This is a genomic window from Citrobacter sp. RHBSTW-00887 (assembly GCF_013728095.1).
GTDB classification, from domain to species: domain Bacteria; phylum Pseudomonadota; class Gammaproteobacteria; order Enterobacterales; family Enterobacteriaceae; genus Citrobacter; species Citrobacter braakii.
Genome location: NZ_CP056267.1, coordinates 2,772,425 through 2,798,486, shown reverse-complemented (window position 1 = coordinate 2,798,486; position 26,062 = coordinate 2,772,425). Strand labels below are relative to the sequence as shown.

The 26,062-nt window shown below is 51.8% G+C and carries 24 protein-coding genes and 1 pseudogene; 13 read left to right on the top strand and 12 right to left on the bottom strand.

The window, feature by feature from the left end; genetic code table 11:
• Window positions 1–183: 183 nt before the first annotated feature.
• From HV314_RS13315 to HV314_RS13305, 3 genes are all read left to right on the top strand, one after another.
• Window positions 184–906 (top strand): response regulator transcription factor, encoded by a 723-nt coding sequence (locus HV314_RS13315; protein ID WP_016153040.1) that lies wholly within the window; start codon window positions 184–186, stop codon window positions 904–906.
• Window positions 903–2,393 (top strand): sensor histidine kinase, encoded by a 1,491-nt coding sequence (locus HV314_RS13310; protein ID WP_181545797.1) that lies wholly within the window; start codon window positions 903–905, stop codon window positions 2,391–2,393. The genes HV314_RS13315 and HV314_RS13310 overlap by 4 nt, the downstream gene beginning before the upstream one ends.
• Window positions 2,394–2,545: 152 nt before the next feature.
• The gene (locus HV314_RS13305; RefSeq protein ID WP_047500488.1) at window positions 2,546–3,232 is read left to right on the top strand and encodes a CPBP family intramembrane glutamic endopeptidase; all 687 of its coding nucleotides are present in this window, start codon (window positions 2,546–2,548) and stop codon (window positions 3,230–3,232) included.
• Window positions 3,233–3,265: 33 nt separating this feature from the next.
• On the opposite strand, the gene HV314_RS13300 is transcribed toward HV314_RS13305, so the two are convergent.
• Window positions 3,266–4,519, bottom strand: coding sequence for an MFS transporter (locus tag HV314_RS13300; protein ID WP_181545795.1), 1,254 nt, complete (start codon window positions 4,517–4,519; stop codon window positions 3,266–3,268).
• A gap of 107 nt (window positions 4,520–4,626) precedes the next feature.
• Here HV314_RS13300 and HV314_RS13295 point away from each other — a divergent pair, with 107 nt between their 5' ends.
• From HV314_RS13295 to bioD, 3 genes are all read left to right on the top strand, one after another.
• The gene (locus HV314_RS13295) at window positions 4,627–5,535 is read left to right on the top strand and encodes a LysR family transcriptional regulator (protein WP_049281798.1); all 909 of its coding nucleotides are present in this window, start codon (window positions 4,627–4,629) and stop codon (window positions 5,533–5,535) included.
• 118 nt (window positions 5,536–5,653) lie between these two features.
• The gene (mlc, locus tag HV314_RS13290; RefSeq protein ID WP_016153045.1) at window positions 5,654–6,874 is read left to right on the top strand and encodes a sugar metabolism global transcriptional regulator Mlc; all 1,221 of its coding nucleotides are present in this window, start codon (window positions 5,654–5,656) and stop codon (window positions 6,872–6,874) included.
• 125 nt (window positions 6,875–6,999) lie between these two features.
• Window positions 7,000–7,695 (top strand): dethiobiotin synthase, encoded by a 696-nt coding sequence (gene bioD, locus HV314_RS13285; protein ID WP_016153046.1) that lies wholly within the window; start codon window positions 7,000–7,002, stop codon window positions 7,693–7,695.
• On the opposite strand, the gene clcB is transcribed toward bioD, so the two are convergent.
• From clcB to HV314_RS13255, 6 genes and pseudogenes are all read right to left on the bottom strand, one after another.
• Window positions 7,651–8,940 carry a voltage-gated ClC-type chloride channel ClcB gene (gene clcB, locus HV314_RS13280; protein ID WP_181545792.1) on the bottom strand — a complete coding sequence of 430 codons (1,290 nt, stop codon included), beginning with the start codon at window positions 8,938–8,940 and terminating at the stop codon, window positions 7,651–7,653. The genes bioD and clcB overlap by 45 nt on opposite strands.
• A gap of 119 nt (window positions 8,941–9,059) precedes the next feature.
• Window positions 9,060–9,674: a Tat proofreading chaperone DmsD gene (dmsD, locus tag HV314_RS13275; RefSeq protein ID WP_141895154.1), complete on the bottom strand. Its 615-nt coding sequence runs from the start codon at window positions 9,672–9,674 to the stop codon at window positions 9,060–9,062.
• Window positions 9,675–9,716: 42 nt separating this feature from the next.
• Window positions 9,717–10,571, bottom strand: coding sequence for a dimethyl sulfoxide reductase anchor subunit family protein (locus tag HV314_RS13270; RefSeq protein ID WP_181545790.1), 855 nt, complete (start codon window positions 10,569–10,571; stop codon window positions 9,717–9,719).
• 1 nt (window position 10,572) lies between these two features.
• Window positions 10,573–11,190, bottom strand: a complete 618-nt coding sequence (locus tag HV314_RS13265; RefSeq protein WP_046276317.1) for a DMSO/selenate family reductase complex B subunit — start codon at window positions 11,188–11,190, stop codon at window positions 10,573–10,575.
• 10 nt (window positions 11,191–11,200) lie between these two features.
• A pseudogene (gene ynfE / locus HV314_RS13260) lies at window positions 11,201–13,640 on the bottom strand (selenate/tellurate reductase subunit YnfE).
• Between the two features lie 148 nt (window positions 13,641–13,788).
• The gene (locus tag HV314_RS13255) at window positions 13,789–14,097 is read right to left on the bottom strand and encodes a DUF1161 domain-containing protein (RefSeq protein WP_085951053.1); all 309 of its coding nucleotides are present in this window, start codon (window positions 14,095–14,097) and stop codon (window positions 13,789–13,791) included.
• A 102-nt stretch (window positions 14,098–14,199) separates the two neighbouring features.
• Between HV314_RS13255 and HV314_RS13250 the strand changes: the two genes are divergently transcribed.
• Window positions 14,200–14,910 carry a YnfC family lipoprotein gene (locus tag HV314_RS13250; protein WP_181545788.1) on the top strand — a complete coding sequence of 237 codons (711 nt, stop codon included), beginning with the start codon at window positions 14,200–14,202 and terminating at the stop codon, window positions 14,908–14,910.
• A 7-nt stretch (window positions 14,911–14,917) separates the two neighbouring features.
• Here HV314_RS13250 and speG read toward each other — a convergent pair whose 3' ends face one another.
• A complete protein-coding gene (speG, locus tag HV314_RS13245) occupies window positions 14,918–15,478 on the bottom strand; it encodes a spermidine N1-acetyltransferase (RefSeq protein ID WP_006684613.1) in 561 nt (186 codons plus the stop codon).
• Between the two features lie 35 nt (window positions 15,479–15,513).
• Window positions 15,514–15,855: a DUF1283 family protein gene (locus HV314_RS13240; RefSeq protein WP_016153054.1), complete on the bottom strand. Its 342-nt coding sequence runs from the start codon at window positions 15,853–15,855 to the stop codon at window positions 15,514–15,516.
• 153 nt (window positions 15,856–16,008) lie between these two features.
• Between HV314_RS13240 and HV314_RS13235 the strand changes: the two genes are divergently transcribed.
• From HV314_RS13235 to HV314_RS13215, 5 genes are all read left to right on the top strand, one after another.
• Window positions 16,009–16,335: a YnfA family protein gene (locus HV314_RS13235; RefSeq protein ID WP_016153055.1), complete on the top strand. Its 327-nt coding sequence runs from the start codon at window positions 16,009–16,011 to the stop codon at window positions 16,333–16,335.
• A 107-nt stretch (window positions 16,336–16,442) separates the two neighbouring features.
• Window positions 16,443–17,657 (top strand): starvation-sensing protein RspA, encoded by a 1,215-nt coding sequence (gene rspA, locus HV314_RS13230; RefSeq protein ID WP_016153056.1) that lies wholly within the window; start codon window positions 16,443–16,445, stop codon window positions 17,655–17,657.
• A gap of 13 nt (window positions 17,658–17,670) precedes the next feature.
• Window positions 17,671–18,690, top strand: coding sequence for a Zn-dependent oxidoreductase (locus tag HV314_RS13225; RefSeq protein ID WP_094761168.1), 1,020 nt, complete (start codon window positions 17,671–17,673; stop codon window positions 18,688–18,690).
• 53 nt (window positions 18,691–18,743) lie between these two features.
• Window positions 18,744–20,123 carry an MFS transporter gene (locus tag HV314_RS13220; protein ID WP_181545786.1) on the top strand — a complete coding sequence of 460 codons (1,380 nt, stop codon included), beginning with the start codon at window positions 18,744–18,746 and terminating at the stop codon, window positions 20,121–20,123.
• A gap of 165 nt (window positions 20,124–20,288) precedes the next feature.
• On the top strand, window positions 20,289–21,755 hold the full coding sequence (locus tag HV314_RS13215; protein ID WP_181545785.1) for a mannitol dehydrogenase family protein: 1,467 nt from the start codon (window positions 20,289–20,291) through the stop codon (window positions 21,753–21,755).
• Window positions 21,756–21,829: 74 nt separating this feature from the next.
• Here HV314_RS13215 and ydfZ read toward each other — a convergent pair whose 3' ends face one another.
• The 3 genes from ydfZ to ydfG all read right to left on the bottom strand — a co-directional run bounded on the left by ydfZ (window position 21,830) and on the right by ydfG (window position 23,741).
• Window positions 21,830–22,033 (bottom strand): putative selenium delivery protein YdfZ, encoded by a 204-nt coding sequence (gene ydfZ, locus HV314_RS13210; RefSeq protein ID WP_003032393.1) that lies wholly within the window; start codon window positions 22,031–22,033, stop codon window positions 21,830–21,832.
• 188 nt (window positions 22,034–22,221) lie between these two features.
• Complete coding sequence (locus tag HV314_RS13205) at window positions 22,222–22,908, bottom strand: GntR family transcriptional regulator (RefSeq protein ID WP_016153060.1); 687 nt, start codon at window positions 22,906–22,908, stop codon at window positions 22,222–22,224.
• Window positions 22,909–22,994: 86 nt separating this feature from the next.
• Window positions 22,995–23,741 carry a bifunctional NADP-dependent 3-hydroxy acid dehydrogenase/3-hydroxypropionate dehydrogenase YdfG gene (gene ydfG, locus HV314_RS13200; protein WP_016153061.1) on the bottom strand — a complete coding sequence of 249 codons (747 nt, stop codon included), beginning with the start codon at window positions 23,739–23,741 and terminating at the stop codon, window positions 22,995–22,997.
• A 137-nt stretch (window positions 23,742–23,878) separates the two neighbouring features.
• Here ydfG and dcp point away from each other — a divergent pair, with 137 nt between their 5' ends.
• The gene (gene dcp / locus HV314_RS13195) at window positions 23,879–25,924 is read left to right on the top strand and encodes a peptidyl-dipeptidase Dcp (RefSeq protein WP_181545783.1); all 2,046 of its coding nucleotides are present in this window, start codon (window positions 23,879–23,881) and stop codon (window positions 25,922–25,924) included.
• Window positions 25,925–26,062: the final 138 nt, after the last annotated feature.

Below are 26,062 nucleotides of genomic sequence, written 5' to 3'. Positions count from 1 at the left end.
TCCTTTTTATTTTCATGTTAAGGAAAACAAATCGACGTTTCCCTGTTGATGCCTGACCTATCTATAACGTCATACTGGACGCATGCGTATCCCTGGATCCTCACGAAAAGTTAAAAATTTTGTGATAACTTCCGCCCCTTACCTGAGGTAAGCTTTCAGCATGACGAGAGGGGGATGACACTGATGGCAGGCGCAAAAAAGATATTTTTGGTGGAAGATGACAGCGATATTGCCTCACTTTTGCAACTTAGCCTGAAGGATGAGGGGTACGAAATTATTCATGAGGCTGATGGGGCACGAGCGGTCGAGCTACTGGAGAAGCACGTATGGGATGCCGTTATCCTCGATTTGATGCTGCCGGGCGTGGACGGTCTGGAGATATGTCGTCGCATTCGGCAAATGAGCTTCTATCTACCTGTCATTATTATCAGCGCTCGCACCAGTGAAACTCACCGCGTACTGGGGCTGGAAATGGGCGCCGATGATTATTTAGCCAAACCTTTCTCGGTGCTGGAATTGATGGCCCGGGTGAAGGCGTTGTTTCGCCGTCAGGAGGCGATGAGTCAGAACCTGCGTATGGAGGCGGGGATTATCACCGTCCATGGTGTGGAGATTGATCCATTAGCCCGGGAAGTCCGCCTGCAGGGTAAATCCCTCGATTTAACGCCGCGTGAATTCGATCTGCTCTATTTTTTCGCCCGCCATCCCGGGGAGGTCTTTTCGCGTCAGGCGTTGTTAGACCAGGTGTGGGGCTACCAGCACGAAGGATATGAGCATACGGTGAACAGTCATATTAATCGCCTGCGCACCAAAATTGAAAAAGATGCTGCGGAGCCGGAAATTATTCTTACCGTGTGGGGACGGGGCTATAAGCTTGCTGCGGTTAACGCGGAGCATCAACCATGATTTATCGATTGTCGCTGAGCCAGCGTCTGACCCTGGTCTTTACCGCTATTATGTTGATTTGCGCGGTTGCGGTCAGCGTTGTCCAGATCCGCAGCAGTAAACAGTATGGCGACGCTATGGTGCAAAGGCTCTCGCTGGAATTGGCAAGCAAGATTGTCAAAAGTGAGTCGCTTATTGATGCCAGCGGGCAGGTTAATCGGCAGACCTTAAAAGGACTGTTTAATCACCTGATGACGCTCAACCCTAGCGTGGAGCTGTATCTGGTTTCACCGTCAGGCGAGATACTTGCTGATGCCGCTCCGCCTGGGCATATACAGCGCCAGAACATTAGCGTACAGCCGATTCAGGTTTTCCTTAATTCGGACGAGCTGCCCGTCTATGGCAATGATCCGCGCAGCAGCCAGCAAAAGGTATTCAGCGCTGCGCCAGTTTTATTTAACGGCAAGCTGCATGGCTATTTGTACATTATTCTCCAGGGCGAAGATCTCAATATGCTGGCGAATACCGCCTGGCAAAAAACGCTTTGGAACACCGTGACCGGGACGTTAATACTGGTTTTATTAGCCGGTGCAATCGCGGGGTACCTGGTGTGGAGATGGGTGACGAATCCGGTGAAAAGGCTGACCGGTCAGGTGGTTAATCTGGAGCAGGACAGCATTAGCGTCATCAAACAGCTGGCGCAGAAAAAGCCCGATTTAGCTCCGGCGAATGAAATTGCGTTGCTGAACAATGCATTTATTGAGTTAGCACAGAAAATTGCCCACCAATGGGATTTATTAGCTGACAGCGATCGTCAGCGCAGAGAGTTTATCGCCAATATTTCGCACGATTTACGTACGCCGCTCACTTCACTGCTGGGGTATCTGGAAATGCTGTCGCTGAAAGCCGATACGATGACGCCGGAGGAAAACCGGCATTATCTTAGTATTGCACTGCGCCAGGGGCATAAGGTTCGCCATCTGTCACAACAGCTTTTTGAGCTGGCGAGACTTGAGCATGGCGGCATAAAACCACAGCGTGAACGTTTTGTTATTGGCGAGCTGATCCAGGATGTGGCGCAGAAATTTGATCTACCCGTTGCCACGCGTCATTTGCAGTTGCACCTTGACGTAATTGGTCCGTTACCGCTGGTGAATGCCGATTTATCGATGATGGAAAGAATCGTCACGAATTTGCTGGATAACGCTATCCGTCATACGCCTGACGGGGGCGAAGTGTGGTTAAAAGTCTGGCGTGAGGAAGACCGCTTGTTAGCAGAAGTGCAGGACAGCGGGCCTGGCGTCGAAGAGGCTGTTCGCGAAGTATTATTTCAGCGCCCGACGGCGTTACTACCCCGTGAGCAGCGGGCTGAGCGTGGTGGTCTGGGCTTACTGATCGTGCGCAGAATGCTCGAACTGCATGGGGGAGATATCCGCCTGATTAATTCAACGGCAGGGGCCTGTTTCCGTTTTTCGTTGCCGCTGGCGGATTCCCCACTGAGTAGCTGATGAGAATGTTCCGCTGAAAAGAGTCTGTAACGCTATACGCGTTGTAAACCGTGGGCATTGCGTAAAAGTTGGTAGGTTGTAAGTGATAATGAGAATTTTTATCATATATTGATAATTCATCAAGTTATCTTTGATAAGCGCAAGGAGATCGTATGTCACAGGATGCCGACAACCTGTATATCGTCAGGACCAAAGCGGTTGCTGGCTGTTTTACCATGTTTTTGCTGATGTTTGGCCTCACGTTTATTCCGTTGTTTTTCCCCGCCAGTCAGGTTCTGCTTGCCAAAGGGCTACTTTTTCCGCTGCTGTTTGCGCTGGAATTTGTTGTGCTGGTCCCGCTGTATTACTTCTTCTTTAGAAAAAGAGAGGGGCTGGGAAAGGGAATTTTCAACGCCAGATGGTTTGCCATTTTGTTCGTGGCGCTGCTGTTTATTCAGCTTATCCTGCCATGGTTTCTGGGCCTCAGACAAACCGAAGCGTGGGTAACCAGCCAGATATCCCTAAACAGCTACGCGCTGTGGTTATCCACTCTGACCCTGATATTTATTGCGCCAGTGTATGAAGAGATTGTTTTCAGGGGCTGTTTATTCAACGCATTCCAGTATTGGTTCAATAATAAAACCTGGCTGTCGTCGGTGGTGGTATCGGTCATTTTTGCCATCATGCATACCCAGTATGTGGATCTGCGCACGTTGCTGATGCTGTTTCTTGTGTCGCAGGTTTTGATCATCGCCAGACTGAAAAGCAACGGCCTGTTGATGCCGGTTATACTCCATATAGCGATGAACGGGACGGTTATTGCCCTGCAAATGGGGGCTCAGACGTTACAGCATGGCTGATGAAGGCGATGCCCGGAACCCGGGCATCGTGGATTATACGTGCAGACGATGGTGCAGACGTGCACCGACCAGCAACGCCAGCACCAGCATCAGGGCGATAAATCCGCCCACGCCGTTCCAGCCGTAGCTGTGCCAGAATACGCCACCCAGCGTACCGGCAATACTGGAACCCAGATAATAGCTGAACAGATACAGGGAAGATGCCTGGCCTTTAGCGCGTTTTGCCCGTGGTCCAATCCAACTGCTTGCCACGGAGTGCGCGGCAAAGAACCCGGCTGAAAATAGCAGCATCCCGGCGAAGATCAGCCACAGTGATGTGAACAGGGTCATCAACAGTCCAACCAGCATCACGCCGGTTGAAAAGAGCATTACCGGACCACGTCCATAGCGGGTGGTCATCGACCCCGCTTTCGGTGAGCTCCAGGTCCCGGTCAGATAGGCCACGGACAACAGACCGACAACCGCCTGGCTGAGTTCCCACGGCGAGAGCATCAGACGATAGCCGATGTAATTAAACAGCGTGACAAACGACCCCATCAGTAAAAAACCTTCCGCAAACAGCAGCGGCAACCCTCTGTCGCGCCAGTGCAAACGAAAGTTGATAAACAGCGTTTTCGGTCGCAGCGACGTTGGTCTGAAATGACGAGATTCCGGCAAGATTTTCCAGAACATCAGCGCGGAGGCGAGGGCAAAACAACCGATCGCCGCCAGCGCGATACGCCAGTTAAAAAAGTCGGTAAACACGCCGCTTATCAAACGGCCACTCATACCACCAATCGAGTTACCGCTGATATATAAGCCCATTGAGAAGGCGACGAAGCTGGGATGTATTTCCTCGCTCAGATAGGTCATTCCCACTGCAGCCACGCCGCTGAGCGAAAGACCTATCAGCGCACGCATGATTAAAATACCGTGCCAGCTGGTCATCATCGTCGAAAGTAACGTACAGCAGGACGCGAGCAGCAGGGCGGTAACCATCACCGGCTTGCGGCCTATCGCATCGGAAAGTGGACCGGTAAACAGTAAACCGATCGCGAGCATCGCCGTTGAGATGGAAAGCGAAATACTGCTGCTGGCGGGAGAGACCCCAAACTCGTGCGAGAGCACTGGCAGTATGGGTTGCACGCAATAGAGGAGAGCAAATGTCGCCAGTCCGGCAGAAAACAGCGCCAGCGTGACGCGCATAAATGGGGATGTTCCGCGTTTGATAAAACTATCCGGCGGGATAACTCTCTGTTCATCAACATCGCTTGTCGGCGCGGTATCGACAGTGGTTGTACGGCTCACTTGAAATCCTTGCTCAATCAATTACCTCTACATGACTAGCTTTAAGAGTATGAAAATCGCATTATTCTGTCTAATATATTAATAATCTCAAATGATATCTTAAAAATATGAATATCGAGCTGCGTCATTTACGTTACTTTGTAGCGGTTGCCGAAGAATTGCATTTTGGCCGGGCGGCGGCACGGCTGAATATTTCGCAACCGCCGCTGAGCCAGCAAATCCAGATCCTCGAGCAGCAGGTCGGCGCCCGACTTCTGGCGCGCACTAACCGCAGCGTGGCGCTGACCGCTGCCGGAAAGCAGTTTCTGGCAGACAGTCGGCAGATCCTGGGGCTGGTTAATGAGGCCGCTGCCAGGGCTGAGCGTCTGCATCTGGGAGAAGCGGGGGAATTGCGTATCGGCTTTACGTCATCGGCACCGTTTATCAAAGCGGTTTCAGATACGTTATCCCTCTTTCGCCAGAGCTACCCCGCTGTACATATGCAAACCCGTGAAATGAACACGCGCGAGCAAATTGCTCCGCTCAATGAAGGAACGCTGGATTTGGGACTTCTGCGCAACACGCAGCTTCCGGAAACGCTGGAGCGTGAAATCATTCTGCATGAGCCGCTGATGGCGATGATCCCGCGCGCGCATCCGTTGGCGCAAAAGCCGGTGGTCACATTGGCGGAGTTGGCCAATGAGCCATTTGTCTTTTTTGATCCGCATGTGGGGACGGGGTTGTATGACGATATTCTTGGCCTCATGCGTCGCTATGGACTGAAGCCGACTATCACTCAGGAGGTTGGCGAGGCGATGACTATCATCGGGCTGGTGGCCGCAGGATTAGGCGTTTCCATTCTTCCCGCTTCCTTTAAACGGGTGCAATTGTATGAAATGTGTTGGATCCCGATAGCGGAAGAAGATGCCGTTTCGGAAATGTGGCTGGTGTGGCCAAAACATCATGAGCAAAGTCACGCCGCGCAACGCTTTCGCGAGCAACTGCTGGCGGCCGTTCAGGCGATTAATTTAGTTTAAAAATGGGCGAAAATGTGCAGTAAATCACAAGGCTAAGTAAAAAGTTGACGGAAGCCATTGAAGTGCTTCACCATAGCCCGCAGATTATTTCGGAGCGCGAAAATAAAGGGAGTAAGTGGTGGTTGCTGATAGTCAGCCTGGGCATATCGATCAAATTAAGCAGACCAATGCGGGCGCGGTTTATCGCCTGATTGATCAGCTGGGTCCGGTATCGCGTATTGATCTCTCTCGCCTGGCACAATTGGCACCTGCCAGTATTACTAAAATTGTCCGCGAAATGCTCGAAGCGCACCTGGTGCAAGAGTTGGAAATCAAGGAAGCGGGCAGCCGTGGACGTCCGGCCGTTGGGCTGGTTGTGGAAACGGAAGCCTGGCACTATTTATCCATTCGTATCAGTCGCGGCGAGATCTTTCTGGCGCTGCGCGATCTGAGCAGCAAACTGGTGGTTGAAGATTGTCTTGAAATGGCGCTGGTCAGTGAAACACCATTGCTGGAACGCGTTATTACCCAGGTCGATCAGTTTTTCATCCGCCACCAGCAAAAGCTGGAACGCTTAACCTCCATCGCCATTACCTTACCCGGCATTATTGATACTGAAAACGGTATCGTTCATCGCATGCCATTCTACGACGATGTCAAAGAGATGCCGCTGGGTGAAGCGCTTGAAAATCATACCGGCGTGCCGGTCTATATTCAGCACGATATCAGCGCCTGGACTATGGCCGAGGCGCTTTTTGGCGCATCGCGCGGCGCGCGCGACGTCATTCAGGTGGTTATCGATCATAACGTAGGGGCCGGAGTAATCACCGACGGTCATCTACTGCATGCCGGCAGCAGTAGCCTGGTGGAAATTGGTCATACCCAGGTGGACCCCTACGGCAAACGCTGTTATTGCGGCAACCATGGTTGCCTGGAAACGATCGCCAGCGTCGACAGCGTGCTCGAACTGGCACAGGTACGCTTGAAGCAGTCGATGAGTTCTTCTCTACACGGCCAACCGTTAACGGTAGACGCGCTGTGTCTGGCGGCGATGCAGGGGGATTTATTGGCGAAAGATATCATTAGCGGCGTCGGGACCCATGTCGGACGGATTCTTGCCATCATGGTGAATTTGTTCAACCCGCAAAAGATATTGATTGGTTCGCCGCTCAGTAAAGCGGCGGATATTTTGTTTCCCACTATTGCTGACAGCATTCGTCAGCAAGCGCTCCCGGCCTACAGTCAGCATATTGTCGTCGAAAGTACGCAGTTCACCAATCAAGGGACGATGGCAGGGGCGGCACTCGTGAAGGACGCGATGTATAACGGTTCTTTGTTGATTCGTCTATTACAGGGTTAACATTTTTTAACTGTTGTACGAAAAATTGCGCTATCTCAAGCCGATTCTCGTCGTCATACCTTAGACTTTCTCCACTGTATTATTTTCCTGACTTATATTTTCAAAGCATAACGGTGGAGTTAGTGATGCTGAAGCGTTTCTTTATTACAGGTACAGACACTTCTGTTGGGAAGACCGTGGTTTCCCGCGCATTACTACAAGCGTTAGCGTCAGGGGGTAAAAGCGTTGCGGGCTACAAACCCGTGGCCAAAGGAAGCAAAGAGACACCTGAAGGTCTGCGCAACAAAGATGCGCTGGTGCTGCAAAGCGTGTCCACTATCGAACTGCCCTACGAGGCGGTCAACCCGATTGCGTTGAGTGAGGATGAAAGCAGCGTAGCGCATAGTGGTCCGGTCAATTACACCCTGTTATCCAACGGCCTCGCAAGCCTCAGCGAAAAAGTGGATCACGTTGTCGTTGAAGGCACCGGAGGCTGGCGGAGCCTGATGAACGATCTGCGTCCGTTATCTGAATGGGTGGTGCAGGAACAACTGCCGGTGCTGATGGTGGTGGGTATCCAGGAAGGCTGTATTAATCATGCCATCCTCACCGCACAGGCGATTGCCAGCGACGGACTGCCTTTGATTGGCTGGGTCGCGAACCGAATCAACCCGGGGCTGGCGCATTATGCGGAAATCATTGATGTGCTGGGCAAAAAATTACCCGCACCGCTGATCGGTGAACTGCCTTATCTGCCTCGTGCAGAGCAGCGCGAGCTGTCTCAGTACATCCGTCTGTCAATGCTCGGCAGCGTGTTGTCGGTAGATAGAGTCCTGGCGTAACGTTCGCGACAGCACAGACGCCACCACACAGGCAATCAGCAATCCGGGGAGCAGACGATACTCCCCGGTCATTTCACAAACCATCAGTGTCGACATTATTGGCGCATGCGTGGTCGCTGCCAGCAGCGTGGCCATCCCCGTTAATCCCAGCAGAATGGCAATCTCATCCGGACCTGGAAGCCATAATCCCCACACTCGTCCCAGCAGCATACCCACCGAAAGACCGACAAACAGCGTTGGCGTAAACACACCGCCAGGCGCACCGGAGCCACTGCTGGCAAGCACCGCCAGTAATTTGCAGATGAAGATCCCGCTTACCACGGCCAGCAGCGGTGGGGAGAGTAAATATGATTGCACCACGCTGTAGCCGTTACCCCAGACCGCAGGCGTGAGCAATGACAGCAGGCCAACGATCAGCCCGCCAAGCGCCAGTTGCCACGGGGGCGAGAGTTTTAAGCGCAAAAAACCATTATGGCTGGTGGTCATCAACCACATGAATAGCGGTCCGCAAACGCCGGCAGCCAGACCGGTGCTGATGATCATGACGTATTCCAGCGCATGCAGTTCCCGTGTGAAGTGCACGGCATACAGCAGCGCATTGCTGGCGCTCAGCATATTGGTGGTGAGCAAGGCGACGACGGCGGATACCACCACCGGTCCCAGTGACGCGAGGATCAAGGTGCCAAACAACACTTCAGCTATAAATAGACTGCCCGCCAGTGGGGCATGATACGCTCCGGCCATACCCGCAGCGGCTCCGCAGGCAATCCATAACTTCCATTCCGTGCGAGGGGTGAAGCGTTGAGCAAAGCTGGAGGCCGCCAGCGCTGCCAGTAAAATCATGGCACCTTCGCGCCCGATGGCGCTCCCGCTGGAGACGACCAGTAACGAGGCCAGCGATTTCACCAGGCTTGCACTGACGTCAAATTGTCCATTAGTTTGCAAGGCTTCCATGTAATCAGTGGGAGCCTGCGGGCGTAACCGGTTGAACATTTGCCATCCCCAAAGCAGCAAACCCGCCGCCAGCCCTCCTAACGCAGGTGTCAGCATGCGTCTTACAGGGGAAAGGTTTGTTGCCGCGTTGACCAGACTCCCTGTGTCATTGCTCAGGAACAACCATTCAAGAAGGAGCATGGCGTGGCGAAATCCTGCGACGGCCAACGCAGCAAGGATACCAATCAGCGCAGCAATCAGCAGGCGGCGGAACATGGCGCGCAGGTCAGGATAAGCATGTAAATGATGCATGAGTGGCCAGACAGGAAATTTCAGACGCTTTATTTTGCGGCTATTTGGCAACAGAAGCAAAAGCTCAGCGTGCGCAACAGGATGCTACACAGGCAGGACACATCCTGCCTGTGGTGAAACTAACGAAAAAGTGGCTTATCGGCTATCGGGATCAGTAACTGCGACTGCCATTGCGCCAGCGTCAGACGGGCCAGCTCCCCCAGCGCCTGGTAAAACGGGTGATCAGCTTTTTCGATAAACACATCAAGGAAGCGGGATGACCACGGGAACAGATGCCAGGCCAGCAGCTGTTCGCACTCGGTGTGGCGTTCATTTTCAGCAAGCCAGGCCGTCAGCAACAGCAGTGAACCAAAGTGATCTTCTGGCTCATTTTGCTGCATGGCAAACTGGATGCCGTTGTCCCGCATCCACTGACGGAGTGCCAGCGTAGAGTCGCCAAACAACACGTTTTCACGATCCAGCCAGACGGATCCCCAGGGCGGAGAGGGTAGCGCATATGGACCGACAAACAGGCGTTGCCAGGCCTGCGGGAGAGGCTCATCGACCTCGGCTTGTAGCCGTGCTGCCAGCGGGAAAAGCATTGCCTGATCGAGCGGCCACTGCGCCTGCCAGCCATCGGCTCTTAACGCACTGACTAAGGCAGAGGTTTCCGCGCTATCTGGCGCATAGTAAAACAGTGCGCCGAGTACGCGCGCCGCGGTAGAAAAGTTGTCACCTTGCGAAAAATGGGTCATGCAAACAATCCTGAACAGTGCGGGTTGCCCCGCATCCGAAAGTTAACCTGCAACAGCCATTCCGACTGTCATATGTAAACCGTAAAACAATCCGCGGCCAATGATTTCACCGGCGAGGACTAACACCAAGCCCAGCGCCAGGCCGCCGACGGACGGTGCTTTACGACGGATAAGCGGGCATATCCAGCAGCCCAGACCGGCGGCCAGCAGAATGATGCGCCAGACCTGCAAGCTTCCGTAGTCGGGAACCAGCGCGCTGGCGGATTGCACCGAACTGTGGATCCCGCCGAGCGACAGTCCCTGCAGAACAATAACCGCTACGATCACCAGTAGGGCCAAAACGCTTATGTAGGCGAATCTGGCAGTGCCAGAGGAAACACCCGCAGCACGCAGCAGCAGGGCGGCAAACAGCGGTCCGCTTTGCAACATCGTCATAAAAAATGCCACCGTAGTGTAGCCGTTATTCCAGGTCGGGACAGTGTCTATCTGGTAGACGCTGGTCATCGCCAGCACAAATACCAGACCCAGCAGCATGCCCACCAGCAGCCAGATTTTACCTAACGCTGCGGGCATTTTACCGAGAAACGCCACCAGCCACCACAGGCCACCGACGGCGAAAAACAGTGAACCACTGGCGATTTCGTTACTCAGCGCAGATGCGCCAACTCTGTTCAGCGAGTTAAAGGCGCGCAGTGGCGAACCCAGGTGCATTACCGAGGCGAGAAAGGCGATGCCCATCACCAGCCACAGAAAAAACATGCTGCGCACGATACGTTGTTTTGCCACCTCGTCTTTAGCGGTCAGCCAGCCATAGCCACTCACTATCAGCGCCCCGGCCACGCACTGGCCCAGCACCGTAAACAGGACCAGGGGCCATTCATGCCATCCATTGCCCATGTTACACCTCCTGCGGATTCGCCAGATAACCCGTGGTATCCCCGGTCGGGCGGCTATTGGCGTTGGGTTTGATCACAATGCTCGGTTTGGTGAAGTGCGCACCTGGCAGCGGAGCGACCGCCGCCAGTTCACCGTGCTTTTTGCGCAGCTCATCAATTGGGCCAAAGTCCAGCGCGCGCAGCGGACAGGACTCGACGCAGATGGGCTTTTTGCCGTCGGCCACGCGGTCATGACAGCCATCGCACTTGGTCATATGACCTTTGGCGGCATTGTACTGCGGTGCGCCGTACGGGCAGGCCATGTGGCAGTAGCGACAGCCTATGCATATGTCTTCATCCACCACCACAAAACCATCTTCACGCTTATGCATAGCGCCGCTGGGGCAAACCTTGGTGCAGGCCGGATCTTCGCAGTGGTTACAGGCAATGGAGAGGTAATAGGCGAAGACATTCTGTTGCCAGACGCCGTTATCTTCCAGCCAGTCGCCTCCAGCGTATTCGTAAATACGCCGGAAACTGACGTCGGGAGTGAGATCCTTGTAATCTTTGCAGGCCAGCTCGCAGGTTTTACACCCCGTGCAACGGCTGGAATCAATAAAAAATCCATACTGAGTTGTCATGGGTTAGTCCTTATGCCTTCTCGATCTCGACCAGGTTAGTATGCTGTGGGTTGCCCTTTGCCAGCGGCGACGGGCGCTGAGTTGTCAGCGTATTGACGCAGGCGCCGTGGTCAATCTTATCGCCAGCCATATCGGCATCGTGCCATGCACCCTGGCCCATTGCGCTTACTCCGGGCAAAATTCGTGGCGTTACTTTTGCCGGGATACGCAGTTCACCGCGATCGTTAAAGACTCGCACCATATCGCCATTTGCAATCCCCCGTTTTTGGGCATCGACGGGATTTATCCATACTTCCTGACGACAGGATGCCTGGAGAACATCGATATTGCCGTAGCTGGAGTGGGTGCGGGATTTGTAGTGGAAACCAAACATCTGCAGCGGGTATGAACTGCGTTTCGGGTCATCCCACCCTTCAAACGTGGATGCATAAACGGGAAGCGGACTGATTACCTCGTCCTTTTGCAGTTCCCATGTACTGGCAATTTTCGCCAGTCGGCTGGAGTAAATTTCAATCTTGCCAGACGGCGTTTTGAGCGGGTTGGCCTGTGGATCCTCGCGGAATTTTCTATAGGCGACAAAGTGTCCGTTAGGATCTTTGCGTTTATAGATCCCCATTTTTTTTCAGCTCATCATAAGTCGGGAGCGCAGGGTCTTTAGCCAGCATTTTTGCATACAGATACTGAAGCCACTGCTCCTGGGTACGGCCTTCAGTAAACCGTTGATAGACATCATCGCCAAGACGTTTTGCGACTTCACTCATTATCCAGTAGATCGGTTTGCGCTCGAACTTAGGCGACGTTGCGGGTTGAATAAAAATGAGGTAACCCATGTTGCCTGCATAATCGTTAGGAATGATGTCTTCCTGTTCGATGGTCATTAAATCAGGCAGCAGAATATCGGCATATTTGGCCGAAGAGGTCATGAAGTTTTCGATGACCACAATCATTTCGCATTTCGTGTCGTCCTGAAGGATCTCATGCGTTTTATTGATATCTGAGTGCTGATTGGTGATGGTGTTGCCCGCGTAGTTCCAGATAAATTTAATCGGCACGTCGAGCTTATCTTTCCCACGTACGCCATCGCGGGTAGCGGTCATTTCCGGGCCCCGGACGATTGCGTCGGTCCAGCTAAAGCAGGATATCTGGGTCTTAATGGGATTTTCTGGCAGCGGCATACGCTCAATCGTGATGGTGTAGGTTGATTCTCGTGCACCGCTATTGCCGCCGTTGATGCCGACGTTGCCGGTCAGGATCGGCAGCATCGCGATTGCGCGTGAGGTCAGCTCGCCGTTAGCCTGGCGTTGCGGACCCCAGCCCTGACAAATATATGCGGGTTTTGTACTGCCGATTTCCCGAGCTAGTTTGATAATGCGCTCGGCTGGGATCCCGGTAACATGTGAGGCCCACTGGGGAGTTTTAGCGATACCGTCATCACCGTTGCCCAAAATATAGGCTTTGTAGTGCCCATTAGCGGGTGCGTCGGCGGGCAGGGTTTTCTCGTCGTAACCGATGCAGTATGTATCCAGAAACGTCTGGTCAACGAGATCTTCGTGAATCAGGACCCAGGCGATTCCGGCTACTAATGCAGCATCGGTGCCTGGACGAATAGGGATCCATTCATCTTCACGACCCGCTGCGGTATCGGTATAACGCGGGTCGATGACGATCATCCGGGCATTAGAGCGCTCCCGGGCCTGTTCCAGGAAGTAAGTTATTCCACCTCCGCTCATACGCGTTTCGGCAGGATTATTGCCGAACATCACCACCAGCTTCGTGTTTTCGATATCGGAGGTGCTGTTGCCTTCGTTTGAACCATAGGTATAAGGCATTGCCGCCGCGATTTGTGCGGTACTGTAGGTGCCGTAATGACTCAGGAATCCGCCATAGCAGTTCATCAGGCGAGCGACCAGCGAGGCATAAGGGGAGGAGCGAGTAATGTTGCCGCCTACAATGCCAGAGGTGTAGTTGATATACACGGCCTCGTTACCGTATTTGTGCACGGTATTTTTCAAACTGGCACTGATGGTGTCCAGTGCTTCCTGCCAGGTTATACGCTCAAATTTACCTTCACCACGTTTGCCCACGCGCTTCATGGGGTAATTCAGGCGATCCGGATGATTGATCCGTCGACGGATTGAGCGGCCACGCAAACAGGCGCGAACCTGGTGTTGACCATAAATATCGTTCCCGGTCGTATCGGACTCCACCCATACGACTTCATTATCTTTGACGTGGAGTTGCAGGGCACAACGGCTGCCGCAGTTTACGGAACAAGCGCCCCAAACCACTTTTTCTTCAACGGGTTGTATCGCCTGCTGTACCGATGCGGCGGCAGTGCGCATTCCGAAAGGTAACGACAGCCCACCCGCGGCAAGCGCCAGCGAACCGATTGCCGAGGATTTCACTAACGTCCTGCGGCTAATGCCTCCATATTGCTCAGTTTTTGACATTACTCACCCCATTATAGTTATCGCTATATATTAATTTCTATAACGAAATTAATAGCATGCTAATAATGGTTTGAGTTTACCCACTTATGGGTATGTCATCTTAATGCATATCAAACTGGAGTGACCCTCCGCGTACGGAGGGCGTGATTTATTGCGGTTCGGCGACGTGCCCGTCCTGGGCAGGGGTGCTATTGGCAGGGGCGTTGCCACTGTTGGTTCGGGTATAGAGAATTTTGTGCGTATCGTTTGCACAATGTCCCACGACCAGTGAATCAGGCTGATCGGCCTGATCGTTGGGAACAATGTTCAGCGTAAAGCTGGATTCAGCAACGCCATTATTAATGATCCGCTGTTCGATATCGCTTTTCACGCGTTCACATGACGCCGGTGCCGCCAAAACCTGCGGGGACGCGACGGCCAGTAAGAGCGCGGCAATTCCTGTTATGTATTTCATCATCAGCTCCTTTATGATCGACCTGGACTAAGATTAGCATTTCTGGTGTAAATAACTGTATTTGCTAATATGATTGAGAATTATCTTCTTATCCCGGTGAAAAATGTGAAGAAAAAGATCTTGTTAGGTTTCCTGTGCGTCGTGCTGGCCGGGTGTGATAACGCCAAAGGCCTGGATTCCTTTACGCCGGAAATGGCCAGTTTTTCCAATGAATTTGATTTCGATCCGCTGCGCGGGCCGGTTAAAGATTTCAGCCAGACGCTGTTTAATGACAAAGGTGAAGTCACCAAGCGCGTTGTCGGTACGCTCTCACAGGAAGGGTGCTTCGATACGCTTGAATTGCATGATATTGAAAGCAATACCGGCATGGCGCTGGTCCTCGATGCTAACTATTACCGGGACGCCAAAACGCTGGAAAAACGGATCCGCTTACAGGGTAAATGTCAGTTAGCAGAACTGCCTGCGGCGGGCGTGGTATGGGATACCGACGATAACGGTTTTGTCGTTTCCGCCACGGGAAAAGAGATGAAGGTACAATATCGCTATGATGCGGAAGGCTACCCGCTGGGTAAAACCACCGTCAATAAGGACAATACCTTGCAGGTTGATGCCAAACCGTCGGTTGACCCGTTGAAGAAGCTGGATTACACCGCGGTAAGCCTGCTCAATAACCATCCGTTAGGTAATGTAAAACAAACGTGCAAGTATGATGACTATGCTAATCCGGTCAACTGCCAGCTTGTTATCGTTGACGAGAGCGTGAAGCCGGCAGTTGAACACCATTACTCGATTGAAAACACCATCGATTACTATTAGTCAGTCTTTATTGAGCGGTAGGTTGCAGCAGGTTGGGACCTGACGTTTTATGTTCTGCCAGATACTGCTGCTGGAAGATACACATGCGGATAGTGTTGCGGTATTGACCGTTGATAAAGAATTCATGAATCAGTTCGCCTTCGACCATAAAGCCGAGTTTACGGTAGATGTGGATGGCTTTTTCGTTCTCTTTATCAACGATCAGATACAGCTTATATAAGTTAAGTACGGTAAAGCCGTAATCCATCGCCAGCTTAGCAGCCCGGGAAGCCAAACCTTTGCCCTGATATTCCGGCGAAATAATGATCTGGAATTCTGCCCGGCGGTGCACATGGTTAATTTCAACCAGCTCCACCAGTCCGGCTTTTTCACCGTCGCATTCCACAACAAAGCGACGTTCACTTTGGTCGTGGATATGCTTGTCATACAGATCTGACAGCTCAACAAATGCTTCGTAAGGTTCTTCAAACCAGTAACGCATTACGCTGGCGTTGTTATCAAGCTGATGGACAAATCGTAAATCTTCACGCTCCAGCGGGCGCAGCTTAACACTGAGGGCGCTAGTCATATCGTATCCTTTCAATATCTTTCAAAGTGCAATCATTATGGGGCAACGGTGCGGCCAGTGCGGCGGTCGAGGCAGCGCAAGGTGTTGGGCTCCCAGTACGCATTAATATTAGCGCTCTGTTCGCATTTATCACGGCTATCGAAAGCTGCGTCGGTTTTGTCCCACTCTTTCTCTGCACGCTTGTTGACCTTCTGGCGTAACTGACGCGTATCGTTCCATTGTTCCTTTTCCATTGCTGCCTGTTGACGACTTTGCGCACTGTCCCCGGATTCAATGATCAGTTTACTGGTTTCAGCAAATGCGGAAGAGGTGTACACAGCCGCAGCCAGCGTCAGCATAGCCGTCAGGCACAGGCGTTTGGTCAGTGTAATATTCATGGTGAATTCCTTTTATGGGAAAGGGAAAAAACAATAAAACAGGGCTAAATTCTACACTATTCTGGCTTGCGGGCATACCCACTCAGCGGAGATGGATACGCTAACGACATTCTGTCGTATCATGGTTAAACCAAAGGTAACTGAATAACATCAATGCTTAAGACCACATTCCTTTTTTTCATCACCGCGTTATGCGAAATCATTGGCTGCTTTTTACCCTGGCTCTGGCTTAAGCGAGGGGCTACGGCCTGGCTGCTGATACCCGCCGGGATGTCACTGGCCTTATTCGTTTGGTTACTGACGCTGCATCCGGCAGCAAGCGGGCGTGTGTACGCGGCCTATGGTGGAGTTTACGTGGTGACAGCGTTGCTATGGCTACGCATTGTTGACGGCGTAAAACTTAGCCTGTACGACTGGTCAGGCGCGCTGGTGGCATTGTGCGGCATGCTGATTATTGTGGCTGGGTGGGGGCGCGCATAGCGCCTTTTTTGTGATCAATCAGCGTTTTTTTGATCTTCATACTTGTATGGTAGTAGCTCAGTTGGGTAAATTTCCTGCATCACAAGAACAAATGCAAGGAATAAGAAATGAAGATTGTTGGGGCTGAAGTGTTTGTCACCTGTCCGGGGCGTAATTTTGTCACGTTGAAAATTACGACAGACGATGGGATCACTGGGCTGGGAGATGCCACGTTAAACGGACGCGAGTTATCCGTAGCGTCCTATCTGAAAGATCATGTTTGTCCGCAACTGATTGGTCGCGATGCGCACCGAATTGAGGACATCTGGCAGTTTTTCTACAAAGGCGCGTACTGGCGTCGTGGTCCGGTCACCATGTCGGCGATTTCCGCGGTGGATATGGCATTGTGGGACATCAAAGCGAAAGCGGCGAATATGCCGTTGTACCAGCTGCTCGGCGGCGCATCTCGTGAAGGCGTTATGGTTTACTGTCACACCACAGGCCATACCGTTGATGACGTACTCGAAGATTATGCGCGCCATAAAGAGATGGGCTTTAAAGCAATTCGCGTGCAGTGCGGCGTGCCGGGTATGAAAACCACTTACGGTATGTCTAAAGGCAAAGGACTGGCCTACGAACCCGCTACCAAAGGGCAGTGGCCAGAAGAGCAGTTATGGTCAACGGAGAAGTACCTCGATTTCACACCAACACTGTTTGAAGCCGTGCGCGACAAGTTTGGTTTCAACGAACATCTTCTGCACGATATGCACCACCGTCTGACGCCAATTGAAGCGGCCCGTTTCGGCAAAAGCATCGAGCAATACCGTCTGTTCTGGATGGAAGACCCAACCCCGGCTGAAAACCAGGAATGCTTCCGCCTGATCCGCCAGCATACGGTCACGCCGATTGCGGTAGGGGAAGTTTTCAACAGCATCTGGGACTGCAAACAGCTTATCGAAGAGCAATTGATCGACTATATCCGCACCACCATCACCCATGCGGGCGGTATCACTGGCATGCGTCGAATTGCCGATTTCGCGTCGCTGTATCAGGTACGTACCGGTTCGCATGGACCTTCCGATCTGTCCCCAGTATGCATGGCCGCTGCGTTGCACTTTGATCTGTGGGTGCCGAACTTCGGCGTACAGGAATATATGGGGTATTCCGAGCAAATGTTGGAAGTGTTCCCGCACAACTGGACCTTTGATAACGGCTATATGCATCCAGGAGACAAACCAGGTCTTGGGATCGAGTTTGATGAAAAGCTGGCGGCGAAATATCCGTATGACCCTGCATATCTGCCTGTTGCTCGTCTGGAAGATGGCACGTTGTGGAACTGGTAAGGAGTGATTTGCTATGAAAAGTATTGTGATTGAAAAACCGAATACGCTGAATATTGCCGAGCTACCGGTACCAGAACCCTCTGCAGGCGAAGTCAGGGTTAGGGTGAAACTGGCGGGAATTTGTGGTTCTGACAGCCATATTTATCGCGGACACAATCCATTTGCAAAATACCCACGCGTGATTGGCCACGAGTTTTTTGGCGTGATTGATGCGGTAGGTGAAGGTGTTGACCGTTCGCGAATGGGCGAGCGAGTATCCGTTGATCCGGTTATCAGTTGCGGACATTGTTATCCCTGTTCAATTGGTAAACCTAACGTTTGTACATCGCTGGTGGTGCTGGGCGTGCATCGCGATGGCGGTTTTAGCGAGTACGCTGTCGTGCCAGAGAAAAATGCCTGGACGATCCCCGATGCCGTGCCTGATGAGCATGCCGTTATGGTTGAGCCTTTTACCATCGCCGCAAACGTAACTGGGCAAATAAATCCAACAGAAAACGATATTGCGCTGATTTATGGCGCGGGTCCTATGGGACTGACCACCGTACAGGCGCTTAAACGTGTCTATAAAGTAAAAACCGTGGTGATTGCTGACAGAATCGATGAACGCCTTAGCATGGCGAAGCAGTGCGGTGCAGACTGGGCAGTCAATAATAGTCAGCAATCGTTGCAAGATTTCCTGACGGAAAAAGGGCTAAAACCGACCATCATCGTGGATGCCGCTTGTCATCCATCTATTTTACAGGAGGCTATCACGCTGGCATCGCCAGCCGCGCGGATTGTTCTGATGGGCTTCTCCAGCGATCCTTGTCAGATTGTTCAACAAGGCATTACCGGGAAAGAACTTTCAATTTATTCTTCAAGATTAAATGCGAACAAATTCCCGGTTGTTATTGATTGGTTAGTCAACGGACTTATCGATCCTAACCAACTTATTACCCATACTTTTGACTATCACCACGTTACCGACGCAATTGAATTGTTTGAGAAAGATCAGCAGCACTGCTGCAAAGTTTTACTCACATTCACTGAATAATATAAATAACTGCGAGTAAGTGGTACGCATCTTACCTCTTAGAGATAGCCAATATGAATCAAGAAAAACACGAAAGATCAACGAAGGATCTGGTCAGAGCCGCCGTATCCGGATGGTTAGGTACTGCGCTCGAATTTATGGATTTCCAATTATATTCTCTGGGGGCCGCGCTGGTATTCCATGAGATATTTTTCCCGGAACAGTCTGCAGCGATGGCGCTCATTTTAGCAATGGGTACCTATGGTGCAGGATATATTGCTCGTATCGTCGGAGCATTTATATTTGGCAAAATGGGAGACAGCATTGGGCGTAAAAAGGTGCTGTTTATTACCATCACCATGATGGGGATCTGCACAACATTAATCGGCGTACTGCCAACGTATGCGCAAATCGGTATCTTTGCTCCCGTATTGCTGGTGACGCTGCGTATCGTACAAGGGCTTGGCGCGGGGGCTGAAATCTCGGGCGCAGGGACTATGCTTGCTGAGTATGCGCCAAAAGGCAAACGCGGCATCATTTCCTCGCTTGTCGCCATGGGGACAAACTGTGGAACCCTTAGTGCAACTGCTATCTGGGCGGTGATGTTCTTTGCTCTTGACCGGGAAGAACTGTTAGCCTGGGGCTGGCGAATTCCGTTCCTGGCAAGTGTCGTGGTAATGATTTTTGCCATCTGGTTACGTATGAACCTCAAAGAAAGTCCGGTATTTGAGAAAGTTAATGATGAGGAAAATTCTCCAGCATTAAATAATTCGTCGGAAAATACACTAGGGGCGATGTTTACCAGTAAATCCTTCTGGCTGGCAACCGGTTTACGGTTTGGACAGGCGGGTAACTCTGGGTTAATCCAAACCTTCCTTGCTGGGTATTTAGTGCAGACGTTGTTATTTGATAAATCAATACCCACCGATGCTTTAATGATTAGTTCGGTATTAGGATTTATTACGATACCGCTGCTCGGCTGGTTGTCTGATAAGTTTGGTCGCCGGTTGCCTTATATTATTCTGAATATTTCGGCAATTATTCTGGCTTACCCAATGCTCTCAATCGTCGTGGATAAAACGTATAGTCCGGGCGTTATTATGACGGCACTGATTGTTATTCATAACTTTGCCGTATTGGGATTATTTGCTCTCGAAAATATTACCATGGCTGAAATGTTCGGTGCCCGTAACCGATTCACACGCATGGCGATTTCAAAAGAGGCGGGTGGGCTGGTTGCCGTTGGTTTTGGTCCGGTTCTGGCTGGTATCTTCTGTAACATGACTAACTCCTGGTGGCCAATTCTGGTGATGGTCATCGCCTACTCACTGATCGGTTTGGTTTCCGCGCTGCTGATGCCAGAGGTGAAAGACCGCGATCTGAGTGCGCCTGAGGATGCTGCTGAGGTGAGTAAAGCCGATAAGATGCGTTGTTCAGCGACCCAGGCAAGCTAATCCACAGCCGCAGCATGAACGGAGGCGTTCGTTCTCCGTTTATGCTGGTACACAGCTTTAAGTGATGTCATACCAATCATTAAAAGCTTAATGCAAATCAAAACATACAACCATACAGGCGTTACTCTGAATCAATCCTGATTTCATTGATAAGTAGGTCATACCATGCAAAACAAGCTCTTAACGGCAAAGGCTGCACTTCCCGACTACGATCGTACAAAACTGGTCCCGCGTATTGTTCATCTGGGGATTGGCGCATTTCACCGCGCACATCAGGGGGTTTACGCTGACATTCTCTCTGCGGATCACGGCAGTGACTGGGGCTATTGCGAAGTGAACCTGATTGGCGGCGAGCAGCAGATTGCCGATCTGAAACAGCAAGATAACCTGTATACCGTTGCAGAAATGTCTGCGGATGCTTGGACTGCAAGAGTCGTGGGCGTGGTTAAAAATGCGCTGCATGCGCAGGTTGATGGTCTGGAAAGCGTACTGGCTGCGATGAGTGAACCGCAGGTTGCGATTGTTTCCCTGACCATTACCGAGAAAGGGTATTGCCATTCTCCGGCGACCGGTCAATTGATGTTAGACAACCCGATGATTGCCGCCGATCTACAAAACCCAAAACAGCCAAAAACTGCGCCAGGCGTTGTGGTTGAGGCGCTTGCACGCCGCAAAGCTGCGGGGTTACCCGCTTTTACCGTGATGTCCTGCGACAATATGCCGGAAAACGGTCATGTGATGCGCAATGTTGTCACCGCGTATGCCCGGGCGGTGGATGCGGAACTGGCTGCGTGGATCGAACGACATGTCACATTCCCGTCGACAATGGTTGACCGCATTGTCCCTGCAGTTACCCAGGATACGCTGGACAAAATTGAACACATTACCGGCGTACGCGACCCGGCAGGCGTGGCATGTGAACCGTTCCGTCAGTGGGTTATAGAAGATAACTTTGTCGCTGGCCGCCCTGAATGGGAGAAGGCGGGAGCGGAGCTGGTTGCTGATGTCATTCCGTTTGAAGAGATGAAACTGCGTATGCTCAACGGCAGCCACTCTTTCCTTGCTTATCTGGGGTATCTGGCGGGATATCAGCACATTAACGATTGCATGGGCGATGAAAATTATCGCCTCGCCGCGCGCGCGCTAATGTTGCAGGAACAAGCGCCCACGTTAAAAGTGAAAGGTGTGGATCTTCCGCACTATGCCGATCTGTTAATTGAGCGCTACAGCAACCCGGCACTGCGTCATCGCACCTGGCAGATCGCGATGGACGGCAGTCAAAAACTGCCGCAGCGTATGCTGGACTCCATTCGCTGGCACATTGTGCACGGTAGCCACTTTGAACTGCTGGCGCTGGGCGTGGCTGGCTGGATGCGTTACGTCGGCGGTGTGGATGATCAGGGTCAGGCGATTGAAATCAGCGATCCGCTGTTACCGGTGATCCACAAAGCGGTGCATAGCAGTAACGAGGGCGAAGATCGTGTCCAGGCGCTGCTGGCGATCGATGCTATTTTTGGTCGTGAACTGCCGCAGGTAGAATTGTTCAAGAACCAGGTCACACAAGCCTATCTTGCTTTACTGGCTGAAGGGGCGAAGGCAACCGTTGCGAAGTATGCTGCAAAACTGAAGTAACGAGAACATCATTTAAGTCGCCATCTGGCTATAAACGGGCCAGATGGCGCATTGTTTTCTGGCATTCACACCAATTAGTTCATGCCCAAACGAATCAGTTCGAGGGGGGCATATTTACCTTCACACCCTTCGATTTCCACTGTTTTCCCGCGGCGAATTTGCTCAGCGGTCAGGCCATCGGTATCTATCGCTGTAATGCGGCCTGTAAGTCCGGTGTCGCTAATCATGACGCGGCTGCCAGTGGTGATTGCGTTACGGTTACGATCGTATGTTTTCATGGTGTTTTCTCCTTTCCAACTTACCGTCAAAGCCCGTGGGCTCTAGTCCCACGTAACGGGCGCAATATAAATACGCTTCTCGTTAATGATTTTTTTTGTTTTCGATCAAAATCACAGCTTTTTTTATGCAGATGTGCGGGAGAGGGGAAAGCAGGAGAAACTCACCTCGGTGTGAGGTGAGCGTAATATTAATCTTCGCTGAACCAGTCGCTATTTTCCTGACGGATTAGCTGAACGGACTCACCAATTTCCTGGAGATGCAGCATCATTGCGCGCTCTACGGCATCGCCATCATGTTTCTCAAGTGCGGTAAAAATATCGTGATGCTGACGCAGCAGCATTTCAGGCGGAGAGATATGATCCAGGCTCATATAGCGAACGCGGTCAATCGTGGCCTTAATATTCTCAACGGTGTCCCAGGCGAGCTGGCACTCGGCGATTAAAGCCAGTTTCTGATGAAATTCGTCATCAAGCTGGAAGAAATCATTGATTTGTTTTCGATCAATCGCAATGCGCTGCTGATGCAGATTTTGTTCGAGCTGATAGCACTGTTTGTCGGTGATCAGTGATGCGGCGCGGCGGACCACGGCACATTCAATTGCCTGGCGAACAAAACAGCCGTTTTGCACCTGCGACAGCGAAATTTTGTTTACGTAGCTGCCACGCTGCGGGCGGATCTGAATCAGACCGTTCTCTGCCAGTTTGATGAATGCTTCTCGTACCGGCTGGCGTGACACATTAAAGCGTACGGAAACCTCTTTTTCCGACAGCGGCGTACCGGGTGCAATCAGACAGTGCACGATATCACGACGAAGAATACGGTAAATCTGTTGATTTACCGGTTGTGTAGGGTTGAGCTGCGTTTCTACGGTCATTCATTCTTACTTTTTAGAGAGTTAACCCGGAGATCTTATCACTTATTTCAGGCTATCTATACCCGGCGTAAGGCCGGGCAGAGAAATTAGCTCCGATGAATACTCAGTCCGGCAAAAGACTGTGTGACAGGCATCATTTCAAGGGTGTTAATGTTGACATGAGCGGGTAAGGACGCCACCCACCATACCGCTTCTGTAACATCTTGCGGGGTCAGCGCAGTGGTATTTTCGTAGGCTTTTTCAGCTTTAGCGTCATCGCCTTTGAAACGTACGTTAGAGAATTCCGTACCGCCAACCAGACCCGGTTCAATGTCGGTAACGCGAATCGCAGTGCCGTGTAAGTCAGTACGTAAATTCAGGCTAAACTGGCGAACAAACGCTTTGGTCGCACCGTAGACGTTCCCGCCAGCGTATGGCCAACTGCCCGCGGTAGAACCGATATTGATAATATGACCGCGGTTGCGCTCAACCATGCCTGGCAGAACTGCACGGGTCATATAAACCAGACCTTTGTTGTTGGTGTCGATCATATTTTCCCAGTCTTCAACGCTGGCCTTGTGGGCTGGCTCAAGGCCCAGCGCCAGACCCGCGTTGTTGACCAGAACATCAATATCGCGCCATTCAGCGGGTAAGGCGTTCAGCATCTCTTCAATTGATGCACGATTACGTACGTCCAGTTGCGCGGTATAGAGGCGGTCACCCAGCTCATCTTTGAGTTCCTGCAGGCGCTCCTGGCGGCGTCCGGTGGCAATAACTTTATGCCCATTCTCAATAAAACGACGCGTAATGCACTCACCAAAACCTGCGGTTGCTCCGGTTACTAAAACGATCATCTCACTGTTCCTCAACGCTTTTTATGTAGTACTACCATAGCACGTCATTTCCGTTCAGAGCTATTCCTGCTTAACGCGATTGCGGTCGATTCCCGGGAAGTCTACTCTGGTAAACAAATCGTTTTCAGGAGTGAAAGATGTCGTTAACGAATCCATTTTTACACCACAGCACATTGCCGTATCAGGCGCCGCAGTTTGATCAGATCGACGTGCAGCATTATCGTCCAGCGTTTGATGAAGGCGTGCGGCAAAAACGCGCCGAGATCGACGCTATTGTGCAAAACTCACAGGTTCCTGATTTTGCTAATACGTTGCTGGCGCTTGAACAAAGCGGAGTGCTGCTCACGCGTGTGACCAGCGTTTTCTTCGCGATGACGGCGGCGCACACCAACGATGAACTACAGCGCCTTGACGAAGAGTTTTCCGCAGAGCTGGCGAACCTTGCCAATGATATTTATCTCAATGGCGCGCTTTTCGCCCGTGTCGAAGCCGTCTGGCAGAGGCGTGGTACGTTAAGTCTGGATAGCGAATCAATACGTCTGCTGGAGGTTGTGTATCAGCGTTTTGTACTGGCCGGCGCCCGTCTGAACGAGACCGATAAAGCCAAACTTAAAGCGCTCAATACGGAGTCAGCCACGCTGACCAGCCAGTTCAATCAACGGTTGCTGGCAGCAAACACGTCAGGTGCTATGGTGGTGGATGATATCCGGCAGCTGGAGGGGCTGAGCACAGAAGAAATTGCCGTTGCTGCCGAAGCTGCAAGGACGAAAGGGCTTGAAGCGCGTTGGGTTATCCCGCTATTAAACACAACACAGCAACCGGCGCTTGCGGTTTTACGCGATCGTCAGACCCGCGAAAAACTGTTCACCCGCGCATGGACGCGGGCTGAAAATGATGATGGCAACGACACGCGAGCTATTATTCAGCGACTGGTAGCAATCCGGATGCAGCAGGCGCAACTGCTTGGTTTTGCCAATTACGCAGCCTGGAAAATTGCCGACCAGATGGCAAAAACGCCGGAAGCGGCACTGACATTTATGCGATCTATTGTTCCAGCCGCGCGGGCGCGGGCGTTGGATGAGCAGGCTGAAATCCAGAACGTTATCTTTCAAGAACACGAGTCGTTTAGCGCCGAGGCCTGGGACTGGTCGTTTTATGCCGAGCAGGTCCGTCGTGAGAAATATGACCTTGATGAGGCACAGCTCAAACCTTACTTTGCCCTGGATTCGGTGCTGAACGAGGGCGTTTTCTGGACGGCCAATCAACTCTTTGGCATCAAATTCGTTGAACGATTCGATATTCCGGTTTATCACCCGGATGTTCGGGTATGGGAAATATTCGATCATGATGGCGTAGGGTTGGCGCTATTTTACGGTGATTTCTTTGCCCGGGAATCAAAAAGCGGCGGAGCCTGGATGGGCAATTTTGTCGAGCAATCGCTGCTTAACGAAACCAGACCGGTTATTTACAACGTCTGTAATTATCAAAAACCTGCGCAGGATCAGCCTGCATTGCTGCTGTGGGATGATGTTATTACGCTATTTCATGAATTTGGACATACATTGCACGGTCTGTTCGCCACTCAGCGTTATGCCACGCTTTCTGGGACCAACACTCCGCGTGATTTTGTCGAGTTTCCTTCACAGATCAATGAACACTGGGCGAGCCATCCTCAGGTCTTTGCCCGTTTTGCCCGACATGTTGATACCGGGGAGCAAATACCGCAGGCATTGCGGGATAAAATGCAGCGAGCCAGTCTGTTTAACAAAGGTTACGACATGACCGAACTGCTCAGCGCTGCATTGCTGGATATGCGCTGGCACTCTCTGGAGTTGAGCGAGTCATCTCATCCGGTCGATCAATTTGAACAGCAGGCGCTGGCGGCGGAAGGTTTGGATCTCAAGGCCGTGCCGCCGCGTTATCGCAGCAGTTATTTTGCCCATATCTTCGGTGGCGGTTATGCCGCAGGTTATTATGCCTATCTGTGGACGCAAATGTTGGCCGATGACGGCTATCAGTGGTTCGTAGAGCAGGGCGGATTAACCCGTGAAAACGGACAGAAATTCCGCGAAGCAATTTTGTCCCGCGGAAACAGCACTGATTTAACTGAACTTTATCGCCAGTGGAGCGGGCGTGAACCGCGCATGGAACCCATGCTGGAACATCGTGGCTTGAGCGCTTAAGACAGGTCAGCCAGAAAATTGAACCGGGCGTGGTGCCCGGTTGTTAGCTGGATTTTTTCTTCAGCAAAATGAATCGTTGTTGGGTATTGATGCCTTGCATCTCATAGAGACGCTCGGGTAGGGAGTGCTGCTGGTGAA